Below are 12,060 nucleotides of genomic sequence, written 5' to 3' on the forward strand. Positions count from 1 at the left end.
GTATATGAAGCAAAGTGCCATTTGGGTTCGACCGCTTTACTACCTTGTTGTATTTACGGTGGCGACCATCAGTTTATACCCTATTTTGTTAATGATTTTGTCTTCCTTTAAGAAAAGTGTGGACATTTACAAAGATCCATTGGGCTTACCGACTAGCTTTAGCTTAGATACTTACCGCACATTATTATCTAAAATTCCATTTACTACGTATTTTATGAATAGTATGTTTGTGAGCATTTTATCCGTTGTATTAATTGTTGTTGTTTGTTCATTGGCTTCTTTCTATATTGCTCGCTTTAAATTTTCTTGGAATCATGCATTATTCTTTATTTTCTTATTAGGTATGATGATTCCTATTAAGTTAGGGATTGTGCCGCTCTTCATTTTAATGCGTGATTTAGGACTGATTAACTCTTTATGGTCCTTAGTTTTAATGAATACAGCGACAGGAATTCCATTATCAATGCTAATATTAACAGGATTTTTTAAAACGATGCCATATGAACTTGAGGAGGCTGCTCGTATTGATGGAGCAGGGAATTTAAAAATCCTTTGGCATGTCGTATTACCGTTAATGAGACCAGCACTTGGTACAGTCGTTATTATAAACTTTATCGCCGCATGGAATGATTTTTTCTTCCCACTTATTTTTATTACGGAGAAGATGAAACGAACTATACCAGTAGGCATGATGTCGCTCTTTGGAGAGCATTCAGCAGATTGGGGCTCGCTCTTTGCAGGTCTAACATTAGCATCGTTACCTATGATTCTACTATTCTTTATTGCTTCAAAGCAATTTATGGAGGGGTTGACGGCTGGTGCCATTAAATAGGCCATACATTATTGGGGTAGATGGTGGTGGTACGGGAACTCGGGCAGTGATCGGTACACAAAAAGGAGAAGTGCTAGCCATTGTTGAAGGAGCAGGAACAAATATGAAGTCAAAGCCACCAGATGAGGTAAGGCAACAGATTGTGCAGCTACTAGAGCAGCTATTACAAAAAGTTAGTGCCACAAAGAATGATATTTCTACAGTCTTTCTATGTGTGGCGGGAGGGGATCGACAAGTAGATAAAGATCGATGGGAACGATGGCTGGGCTTTTTATTCCCTGCTAGCACCTGTCAGATAACGATTACCAATGATGCAGTAGCTGCGCTTACTAGTGGCACTTTTACAAAGCAAGGGGTTGTTGTAATAGCAGGAACGGGTTCCATCGTATATGCTATCGCAAAAAAACTTCAAGTTAGTCGTGTCGGAGGATGGGGTTACCTATTAGGTGATGAAGGCAGTGGCTACTATATTGGGCAAGAGGCATTGCGTGCTATTGCACAACATTATGATGTTTTTGGTATGAATGGTGATGTGTTTACAGCGACTATTTTAAATCAGCTATCATTAACCAATCCTGCTGACATCATTACGCAAGTTTATGAGGATCCACAGCCTCGTGTACTTATAGCCTCCCTAGCTCGGACGGTGTTAGGTTTAGCTGAGCAACAGAATGCTAAGGCGGAGAATATCATCAAACAGGCAGTTCACCATCTAGTTCAATTCATCCAAACGATGTTAATAAAAGAACCACAGGTAAAAAACCTGCCCATTGTCCTATGCGGAGGCTTATTTGAAAATCTTTACTTTGTTCAGTGTTTTCAAATGAAGCTGAAACAAGCTTCAATCCATAATCGATTAATTCAACCTGAAGTACCACCTGTTATAGGGGCATTTATTAATGGGCTTTTCAATGAGGGAATTCAAATGACAGAGGCTTTACAACGAACGATAAAGAAAACTTGGATGAGCATTCACGAAAATAGTATGGGGGGATTTGATCATAATGGAACGAATGACAAAACTGACGACTGAAGGCTATCATCCAGATACGGCAAATTTAGATTTAATGAGCACTGCTGAAATTGTAAAGCTGATGAATGAAGAGGATAAAAAAATACCGCAAGCAATAGCTAAGGTCTTGCCTGCAATTGAACAAGCTATAATAGCCGTTGTTCAGGCACTTAAGAACGGTGGGAGATTATTTTATGTAGGTGCAGGGACAAGTGGACGTATTGGGTTGCTTGATGCGGTGGAATGTCCACCTACATTTAGTACGTCCCCGAAGCTTGTGCAGGCTATATTGGCTGGAGGATCAGAGGCGGTAATGATAGCTATAGAAGGCGCCGAAGATGATCTATCTTTAGGAGAAGCAGAACTAAAGAAACAGCAGCTAACAAACCGCGATGTAGTGATCGGTATTGCGGCAAGTGGTCGAACTCCTTTTGTGAAGGGGGCATTAATTTATGCTCAGCAACAAGGGGCTAAAACAATTAGTTTAGTTAGTAATGCTCATGCGGTTATTAGTCAGTACGCTGATATTAAAATTGAGGTGATTACGGGACCGGAAATTTTAACAGGTTCTACAAGATTGAAGGCTGCAACCGCTCATAAACAAATATTGAATATGATTACAACGGCTTCGATGATTAAACTCGGAAAAGTTTATAAAAATTTAATGGTGGATGTCCATGCTAGTAACTTTAAATTACGAGAGCGTGCCAAACATATTGTCTGTGAAGTGACGGGTGTTACTTATAGTCAGGCTGAAAGAGTTCTGGAGCAAACCAATTTCCACGTAAAGCTCGCGATTGTGATGCTCTTGACGAATACAACTATTGAAGAAGCAACAGAATTACTCGCTCAATCCGAAGGGCACGTGCGTAGAGCGGTGGCGCTAAAGAAGTATTGATGAAGAAGGTGCATGGATAACCTCCTTTTATCTAGAGATGGGGCTGGAAAAATGGAAAAAATAAATGCTGGTTTAATTATGCTTGCTGAAATGCACGAAAAGCTTCCCCCCTCCGAAAAGAAGGTGGCAAGCTATATATTAGCACATCCAACACAGGCAATAAAAATGACTGCGGTTGAACTAGGAGAAGCTAGTCAAACAAGTAGTGCGGCTGTTATTCGGCTGTGTAAATCTCTAAATATTAGCGGTGTTCAAGAGCTGAAATTACGTATTGCTGGTGATTTACAACATACGATAACTGTAGATCGAGATATTGAGGCAAATGAAGCATTACCATCGATTGTAGAAAAGGTAACGATACAAAGTAGTGAAATTTTAACACAAACAGCTAATTTAATAGATATAGCTGAATTAGAACGTGCGGTATCTGCTTTATCGCAAGCACGCAAAATTATTTTTTTTGGTGTAGGTGCTTCAGGTATAACAGCAAAGGATGCAGATCAAAAGTTTTTAAGAATTAATAAAAATAGTAGGGCATTTATGGATTTACACTTAGGAGCTACTGCGGTTGTTAATGCGCAGAAGGGGGATGTAATAGTAGGGATTTCCTTTTCTGGGGAAACACATGAAGTGGCAAAAATCCTGGAGATAGCTAGTGAAACACCTGCAACTACAATTAGTTTAACACGCTATGGAAGTTCATTAGTTTCTAGTTTAGCGGATATTTCTTTATATGTATCTCCAAATGTTGAAGCAACCTTTAGAAGCGGTGCTACCTCATCACGTCTTGCCCAGTTGCTTGTCATTGATATTTTATTCATGGGGGTAGTGACAAGTGCCTATGAACAAACAATAGACTATTTAGACGAAACACGTACCATCATTCAAGGATTGCAAAAAAAAGTGGCTAAACGAAAAAATAGAATAAAATAAAACGAAGACGATCAAGATTCATAGCATCGTCTTCGTTTTTTATAGTTTTGTTTATATCCGTTCTTCTGTTTCGGGGTCGAAGAAATGAATCTTTTCTTCTTTCATAACGAGCGTTACGACCTCAGTTGGTTGAAAATTACTATCAGCTTGAACACGCGCAATAAATGGCTGAGTTACTAAAGAAGAATATAAGAAGGTTTCTGCACCGAGCAATTCAGCAACATCAACAGTTGCTTTGAAAGCATAAGGGGAAATGATATCAGTGATTTGTAAATCCTCTGGTCGTATTCCCATAACAATTTCTTTCCCTAAATAATTTTTTCTCTGTAATAATGGCAAGTACTTGGGAGGGATAGGGAAGCTTTGACCATCTAAAAGAATCTCCGTTTCTGTAAGTCGACAATGGAATAGGTTCATAGATGGTGAACCGATAAAGCCTGCCACAAACATGTTATGTGGTGTATTATATACTTCTTTTGGTGTCCCAATTTGTTGAATAAGCCCATCTTTCATCACCACGAGACGTGTAGCCATTGTCATAGCCTCGGTTTGATCATGAGTAACATAGATCGTTGTTGTTTGAATTCGTTGATGGAGCTTTTGAATTTCCGCACGCATTTGCACACGTAATTTAGCATCCAAATTAGAAAGAGGTTCATCCATTAAAAATACCTTCGCTTCTCTAACAATAGCACGGCCAAGAGCCACACGTTGACGTTGTCCACCTGATAAAGCTTTTGGCTTTCTTTTTAAATAATCCTCTAATCCTAAGATTTTAGCAGCCTCTTTGACACGGCGATCAATCTCTTTTTTATCGACCTTCCGGAGCTTTAAGCTAAACGCCATATTATCATAGACGGTCATATGCGGATATAAAGCATAGCTTTGGAATACCATTGCGATACTTCTATCTTTCGATTCCACATCATTCATTAAGACATCATCAATAAAAAGTTCCCCTTTGGATATATCCTCTAAACCAGCAATCATACGTAATGTTGTAGTCTTTCCACAGCCCGATGGACCTACAAACACAATGAATTCTTTATCATGAATATGCAAATTAAAATCAGTTACAGCCTGGACATTTTTATCGTATATTTTATAGATGTGCTCTAGCCGTAGTTCCGCCATACACGCTACACCCCTTTGCAAGTCATACTATCATTGTAAATGACTTCTTAATTGAACGATAGGGCAATGGTGCACAGTGGTGGGGGTATAAATTGTGCAGTTGACCTTAACGTGACTCCAAGAAAATAATGGCGAGATAAACCTCTAGTCGATGAGAAAATTGCCTAATGTCCTTTTGTGTTAGTTGCTGGAATTTTTCTAAGCGATTTTGTAGTGTATTACGGTGCATATACAACTTTTTTGAGGCTAATGTGATATTACCTTCGTATTCTATTAATTGTTTTATTGTATGAAGTAAATCAGGCTGAGAGGTAGCATTTTTTAAGATAGAGGAGATAAAAATATCTTTCGCTTGAGGCTCTGTATGCTGAGCTACGTATGGCACTAAAAGCTCTTGCTGTGTGAGCACATGCTTATTTGTGTAAGTCCAAATCGATTGTTGTAGCTGGACATACCAGTTAAATCGCTCCTTTGTCGTGCTAATGTCTTGTATTACATCAGAAACGAAGATTTTAAAATGAACCTCAATGTTCTCTATTAAAGGGTCGAGATAATGAGCAAGGTTTAATATTTCATTGCCCTCGATACATTCTATAATGGTGAATAATTGGGGATGAAGTGATATCAATAGAATATCCTTTCCCAATAAAGCTTCGAAGACTTTTCGTAGTAAAGATGGTGCTGTAAATGCTTTGTCAAAGTGGAGAAATATTAAACGGTGCATAGGAAGGACTGTAGGAGCAACATCCGACTTATCTGTTAGATATTCTAACCAGACAAGGTCATAGTCATTTGGCAAAGCAATAGGGCCTGAGAAAATTTGCAATAGCTCTAATTCACTTTGTGTTATCGTGTGTTTTGGAATTTCATAGAGCTGATTATTAAAATTAAATACATAGTTTTCATCCGTTTTATTGGAAAAGGGGCTTAATGAAGGGAAGCGTTGCTGTAATTTTTGATAGTCCATACATACAACTCCTTTTAAATTGAAAGAAAAATAGGTCGAATTCGTATAGTTATATATATGAAGAAATATTTATAGTAATCATACAAAAACACGAATATTAGCTAGTATGATAGTTTACATACCTAATGCTAATATCCGTGTTATCCTTTAAGCGTCTTTTTTAAATAACTTACCTGGCCAGAATGCATATTTACCAAGTACTGTTGTGATTGCTGGAACTAGCAATGGTCTTACAATGAATGTATCGAGAAGCACACCAATCGCTGTTACAACACCAAATTGTACAAGTACCTGAATCGGTAATGTGGCAAGAACAGCAAATGTACCTGCTAAAATGAGGCCAGCAGATGTAATAACACTTCCCGTCCGAACTACACCTTCTTCTACAGCTGTTAAATGATTGACTGTTTTACGTTTTTTCCAAATTTCCGAAATCATAAAGATATTATAATCTTCTCCGAGTGCGACTAAGAACACGAAGGAATACAGTGGGATAGCTCCAGAAATGGCCTCTGCCCCCATGATGTGGTGTAAGATTAACCATCCAGCGCCTAATGCACCGAAGTAAGAAATAATAACGGTTGCTAATAAATAAATAGTAGCTGTAATGGAACGCAAATAGACAAACAATAGTAATGCGATTAATGCAATCATCGTTGGCATGATCACCGTTTCATCACGCTTAGTTATTTGTTTTGTATCATATTGGCTAGCAGTTTCTCCACCAATCCATACATGCTTCTCCGCATTAGTAAGTCCTTGATCCTCCAAAATTTTAATAACCTTAGTTTTAAGATCAGGAATACGGGCTAATGATTCCTTTGCGTATGGGTTGGCATTTAAAGTGAGTTCGTATAATTGAATGTCATTATTTTTTTCGCCTGTTCGTACATCTTCAACTCCATCAATATAGGAGATTGCTGTAAGTTGCTGCTGTAAATTAACATTAGCCCCTTCAGTATCAATAACTAATTGCACAGGTGCTAATTCTCCAGGCGAAAAATTTTCTTCTATTAATGTAAAACCTTCTCGAGACGGCATATCTTTCGGGAAGGATGACAGTAAATCAAAGGTATATTGAATACGTGGAACAAATGCTGCTAATCCTCCCAGTAATATTACCGTTATGGTGATAACAATCCATGGCTTATGCGTAACAAAATGTCCGATTTTATGGCTAACCTTATGGGAAGGCTTATGTTGTTTCTTACCTTTTTTAGTGGCCATTTGCTCTGTACGGGGGATGAATGGAAAGAAAGCGACGCGCCCTATTAGTACAAGAATAGCCGGTAGGACAACAAGAGCAGCAATTCCCATCACCAGCACGCCAAAGCTAAATGGGACAGCAAAACGCTGAAATGCACCATAATGAGCAAGACTGAGTGTAGCTAGACCAATAACAACTGTTAAGGCACTCATTAAAATAGCACCGCCTGATTCTTTGACAGCCAGCTTCATAGCGGCAGTCTTATCCTCCACATCAAAGAGAATTTCTCTATATTTAGATATTAAAAATAAACAATAGTCAGTCCCCGCACCAAAAAGTAAAACAGTCATAATAGAAACTGCTTGTGAATCCTTATCAATCCATCCATGGTCAGCAAAGAAACCTAAGGTCGGACTGATAACACCATAGGCAAGCCCAACAACAAGTAAAGGAATAATAGCTAGCAATGGTGAACGGTAAATAATAATAAGTAATACTAAAACAAGTAATACTGTTGCTATTAATAGTTTTACATCTGCTTGAGAAAATAAACTAACAGCATCTGTAGCAATCCCAACTGGTCCAGAATAACGCACATGAAGTCCATCACTGGAAAGTTCTTTATCTTGTTGGACTTGGTAGCGCTCCATAATCTTTGTTAGATTATCCAAACTATCCTGTAGCAAATCTGTCGCGACTCCTTTTTCAAAAAACACAGGTGTTACTATTGTGGTGCCATTTTCGGAAGTAGAAGCCATTAAAGCTTGAGTTGGCATTTGGTCAAATGGTGGGACAAGAGTTTGATGAGCTAATGGCTTTGCCGAAAGCTCGCTGTAAACACGCTGGATTGCTGAAAAATCATCGGATGTTAGACCACTGTCACGATGCCATACTAGCAATAAGGGTGTTCCAGCATCATTAGGAAATTGCTCTGCAATAATCGCTGCCGCTTGTTCAGACATTTCAGTGTCAGGTAAATTTTTGCCCGACTCGCTTTCTATGCTATTGATTTGTGGCCAAGCAAATGACAGCACAACTACTAATAACACCCAAAAAGCTAGTGCTACTAATCGCCCCTTTTTACTTGCAACCATTGAGCCCCATTGCTCAAGTGGATGTTTTTTCATCAAAAGACCTCCATTTCATGTAAGTGACTTAATTATATATACTAGAAGGTTAATTAATCAATCAAGAAATATTAATATGTTATAATATGTGTTAAAACAATGCTTTATTTAAGGAGGCGAACTTGATGAAACAATCACCGCGTGTTCTCGGGAGACCTCGCCATGATGAAAATGCGAAACCAACAAAAGATATTGTTCTTGAAACGGCCACAAGGCTTTTTATTAAAGAGGGCTACAAAAATGTGTCGATGGATGATGTAGCAAAAGCTTGTAACGTAACAAAGGCGACTATCTATTACTACTACCCAACTAAAGGCGAGTTATATACATCTGCATTAATCGCAATGATGGATCGTATCAAGCTATCTATCCTACAAATTTTAGAGCAGTCGAAACCATTTAAAGAACGGCTTGAACAGCTTGTTGAGATTCATTTATCAGCAACAATCGATATTGATATGAAAAATTTTATGAAAGAGGCGGCCATTAATTTATCAGAAGACCAGTTAAGTCAAGTTCATGCTTCTGAAAACAGAATGTACCAAACGATTGAGCGAGCCATGGAAATGGAAATGGATAAGGGTACTATTAGAAAAGGAAATTCAACATTTTTTGCCCATACCTTCATGGCACTGATGTCTGTAGGATATTTTAAAGATGGGGATGGAAATAGATTATTTCAAACAGAGGCAATTGCTGCAAAAGAAATAGTGGAATTTTTCTGGCTTTCTGTCCAAGTTTAAGACTAAATTTTAGGTGAAAACAAATGGAATCTTCGTAGAAATAGCTTGCGCAAAATTCCTAATAGTATTTTTTTACATCTAGGACAAAATACAAACGTAAATACAATAAATAGTTGACGAAATCAATGAATTTTGAAAAGATTGTCGAAATTGTGATTTAGCTCATTGAAATAATGTACAAACAGCCTTATAATGAAGGTTGTAATGTCACCAAGACAAGATAAGGATGGTATTATGATGCGCTTTTTGCGGTTTAAAGTAAACATTGTAATAACAAGTCATACGAAACGCTATCCAGCCCTTGTGACTGGTGAATGTGTAAGATATACGCTGTAACGACTGTTAAGTTTTACCTTAATGGTCTTTTTTACATGTAGGCAATAAAAAATAGTACTAGTGATGGCAAAGGAGAGTTCAAAATGTCAGAAACGAATAACCAAACACAGGCTGAGCAAGTAACTGTGAGCAAAGAACAATTAGATGTGCTAGATCAATTATTAAAGCCTGAAGTTCAAGAATCTCTTACAACTTTAGTTGAGCAATTACCAAAGTTAACTGAAATGATGACATTATTAACGAAATCATACGAGTTTGCTCAAGCTGTTGCAACAGACGAAGTGCTTAAAAATGATACTGTTGGAGCAGTAACAGAAATCGCTGGACCTGTAGTGGGCTCTGCGAAAAACCTTGCAGCAACTGCAATTGAAGCTAAAGACCGTGCAGCTGAAAGCCATGAAGTAATTGGTTTATTCGGTCTTGTGAAAATGTTAAAAGACCCTCAAGTTCAAAATGTTTTCCGTTTTGTTAATGCTTTCTTACAAGTAAATGCAGAGCGTAAAGCTAAATAAGACTCAAGGTAAATTCAATTCGTAAGGACGGAGGATTAATTAATCATGTCAAAAGAAATCGTCATCTTAGGTGCAGGTTATGCTGGCGTTTTAACTGCATTAACAGCACGTAAGTATCTATCAGCTGATGAAGCTAAAATTACTGTAGTAAACCAATTTCCAACACACCAAATCATCACTGAGCTTCACCGTTTAGCTGGTGGTACAATTGCAGAAGGTGCTGTTGCTCTACCACTTAAAAAAATCTTTAAAGGTTTAGATATCGATCTACACATTGCGAAAGTAACAAAATTCAATGTAGATACTAAAAAAGTTGATTTAGATAATGGCTATACATTAACTTACGATACACTTGTTGTATCTTTAGGAAGCCAAACTGGATTCTTCGGTATCCCAGGATTAGAAGAAAACTCAATGGTACTTAAATCAGTAAATGATGCCAACAAAATTAACAAGCATATTGAAGACCGCATTAAAGCATATGCTCAGTCTAAAGATGAAGCAGACGCAACAATCGTTATCGGTGGTGGCGGTTTAACAGGTGTTGAGCTTGTTGGTGAAATCGTGGACAACTTCCCGAAAATCGCTGCAAAACACGGTGTTAATTTTGCTGATCTTAAAATTAAGCTTGTTGAAGCTGGTCCAAAAATCTTACCAGTACTTCCAGATACACTTATCCAACGCGCTACTGAAAGCTTAACAAAACGTGGCGTAGAATTTATTACTGGTACGCCTGTAACTGGTGTGGATGGTAATGTTATTTCTCTTAAAGATCGTGAACCAATTGTTGCCAATACACTTGTTTGGACAGGTGGAGTTGCTCCACTTCCAATCGTAGGCGAATCAGGTCTAGCAGCTGATCGTGGTAAAGCAACAATCAACGAATTCTTACAATCTACATCTCATGAAGACGTATTTGTTATTGGTGACGCGTCTGTTGCATTACCAGCAGATGGTGGTCGTCCGCTTTACGCTCCAACTGCACAAGTTGCTTGGCAAATGGGTGAATGCGCTGGTTACAATGTATTTGCACAATATAAAAACCAAGAAATGAAACCATTCTCAGCAGTTAACTCTGGTACACTTGCAAGCTTAGGTCGTAAAGATGCTGTTGCTACAATCGGAGCTAGCAACACAGAGCTTAAAGGTCTTCCTGCAACATTAATGAAAGAAGCTTCTAACATTCGTTATTTAACACATATTAAAGCTTTATTCGGTTTAGCATATTAAAATAGTGAATTCCCTTAAATGCAATTTTGCGTTTAAGGGGATTTTTTTGTGTAAAAACCTGGGATATTATTGATTAATCGTAAGGTAATGGATAAAATTAATTGAATAGGAAAAATTTACTTGGGGTGATAGGACGATGTTCACGATATTTCGATCAAAAGAAGAGGATGTTGAGCAATTTAAAAAGAAAATTGATGAGCTAAATGCGACATTAGATAAAAAAGACCATGAATTTCAATTATTTTTAAATCTGTTACATAAGGAAATCATTGAAACTATTGAACAACATAACAAGGTAAATAATCAGCATGCAATTTTAGGAGAAATGGTTGCTGATATTGTGGGAGAGTTTAATAAAGTAGAGGCAAGCACAATTCAATCTAAGGAGATTTCTGAAAACGCACTAGATAAAGGCAATGTATTAATTTCTTCATCCGATCAAATGATGACATTATCAGTAGAAAGCAAGCAAGCTGTCCATGAAGTTGAACAGCTTATTGATGCATTAGGAGAGCAATCTCAGAAAACCTCTTTAAGCATGAGCCATTTAAGTGAACGATCCAAGCAAATTGCAGAAATAGTAAATGTTATTGGGGAAATTTCAAATCAAACAAATTTACTAGCTTTGAATGCATCAATTGAAGCAGCAAGAGCAGGGGAGCATGGTAAAGGCTTTTCAGTTGTTGCTGAGGAAGTTCGGAAATTAGCTGAAAACACGAAAACTAGCACAGAGGATATTGCAAATTTAACAAAGAAAATTGAGGAACAAATTGCACTTGCTTACGAAGATAATAAAAATAATATGCAGCTAGTAACGGAAGGTATTGATAAAAGTGCTAAAACCTCAGTGAAAATTGATCAATTACTACAAATTATGACCAATGTTCAAAGAGGAATTAATGAGCTATTAGATTCCATTAAAGATCAAAAACTATCAAACGAAGATGTGATGCATAAATTTAAAACGACAACAGCCTTATTCGATGAAACTAATCATGTCCTAACAAGCCATATTGATGAATCCGAAATTGTGACGAAAAAACTTTTAGCAGCAGTAGAGCAAGTAAAATATTTCCCAACTGAATAAATAAATAGGTTACACTATTGAAACCATTCTAAAATTTTTAAG

The 12,060-nt window shown here is 37.5% G+C and carries 11 protein-coding genes; 8 read left to right on the forward strand and 3 right to left on the reverse strand.

What is annotated here, in order from left to right:
• Positions 1-4 precede the first annotated feature (4 nt).
• From MKY49_RS01110 to MKY49_RS01125, 4 genes are read left to right on the forward strand one after another with little or no spacing between them, the layout of a single operon-like run.
• The gene (locus MKY49_RS01110) at positions 5-832 is read left to right on the forward strand and encodes a carbohydrate ABC transporter permease (RefSeq protein ID WP_274795328.1); all 828 of its coding nucleotides are present in this window, start codon (positions 5-7) and stop codon (positions 830-832) included.
• Positions 819-1,865 carry an N-acetylglucosamine kinase gene (locus MKY49_RS01115; protein ID WP_312507470.1) on the forward strand — a complete coding sequence of 349 codons (1,047 nt, stop codon included), beginning with the start codon at positions 819-821 and terminating at the stop codon, positions 1,863-1,865. The genes MKY49_RS01110 and MKY49_RS01115 overlap by 14 nt, the downstream gene beginning before the upstream one ends.
• Positions 1,837-2,742 (forward strand): N-acetylmuramic acid 6-phosphate etherase, encoded by a 906-nt coding sequence (gene murQ / locus MKY49_RS01120; protein ID WP_313471407.1) that lies wholly within the window; start codon positions 1,837-1,839, stop codon positions 2,740-2,742. Before MKY49_RS01115 ends, murQ begins: the two co-directional genes overlap by 29 nt.
• Positions 2,743-2,793: 51 nt before the next feature.
• Positions 2,794-3,675, forward strand: a complete 882-nt coding sequence (locus MKY49_RS01125; RefSeq protein WP_313471408.1) for a MurR/RpiR family transcriptional regulator — start codon at positions 2,794-2,796, stop codon at positions 3,673-3,675.
• A 51-nt stretch (positions 3,676-3,726) separates the two neighbouring features.
• On the opposite strand, the gene MKY49_RS01130 is transcribed toward MKY49_RS01125, so the two are convergent.
• The 3 genes from MKY49_RS01130 to MKY49_RS01140 form a co-directional block, all read right to left on the reverse strand.
• Positions 3,727-4,809 (reverse strand): ABC transporter ATP-binding protein, encoded by a 1,083-nt coding sequence (locus MKY49_RS01130; RefSeq protein WP_312507467.1) that lies wholly within the window; start codon positions 4,807-4,809, stop codon positions 3,727-3,729.
• Positions 4,810-4,915: 106 nt separating this feature from the next.
• Positions 4,916-5,776, reverse strand: coding sequence for a PucR family transcriptional regulator (locus MKY49_RS01135; RefSeq protein ID WP_341385413.1), 861 nt, complete (start codon positions 5,774-5,776; stop codon positions 4,916-4,918).
• Positions 5,777-5,923: 147 nt separating this feature from the next.
• On the reverse strand, positions 5,924-8,110 hold the full coding sequence (locus MKY49_RS01140; protein WP_274795334.1) for an MMPL family transporter: 2,187 nt from the start codon (positions 8,108-8,110) through the stop codon (positions 5,924-5,926).
• Positions 8,111-8,235: 125 nt separating this feature from the next.
• On the opposite strand from MKY49_RS01140, the gene MKY49_RS01145 reads away from it, so the two are divergent.
• The 4 genes from MKY49_RS01145 (at position 8,236) to MKY49_RS01160 (ending at position 12,018) form a co-directional block, all read left to right on the forward strand.
• The gene (locus MKY49_RS01145) at positions 8,236-8,853 is read left to right on the forward strand and encodes a TetR/AcrR family transcriptional regulator (protein ID WP_274795335.1); all 618 of its coding nucleotides are present in this window, start codon (positions 8,236-8,238) and stop codon (positions 8,851-8,853) included.
• Between the two features lie 419 nt (positions 8,854-9,272).
• Positions 9,273-9,701 (forward strand): DUF1641 domain-containing protein, encoded by a 429-nt coding sequence (locus tag MKY49_RS01150; RefSeq protein ID WP_274795336.1) that lies wholly within the window; start codon positions 9,273-9,275, stop codon positions 9,699-9,701.
• 45 nt (positions 9,702-9,746) lie between these two features.
• Positions 9,747-10,931: an NAD(P)/FAD-dependent oxidoreductase gene (locus MKY49_RS01155; RefSeq protein WP_274795337.1), complete on the forward strand. Its 1,185-nt coding sequence runs from the start codon at positions 9,747-9,749 to the stop codon at positions 10,929-10,931.
• 136 nt (positions 10,932-11,067) lie between these two features.
• The gene (locus MKY49_RS01160) at positions 11,068-12,018 is read left to right on the forward strand and encodes a methyl-accepting chemotaxis protein (RefSeq protein ID WP_341385414.1); all 951 of its coding nucleotides are present in this window, start codon (positions 11,068-11,070) and stop codon (positions 12,016-12,018) included.
• The last annotated feature ends 42 nt before the right edge of the window (positions 12,019-12,060 follow it).

The organism is Lysinibacillus sp. FSL M8-0134 (genome assembly GCF_038069745.1).
GTDB classification, from domain to species: Bacteria; Bacillota; Bacilli; order Bacillales_A; family Planococcaceae; genus Lysinibacillus; species Lysinibacillus irui.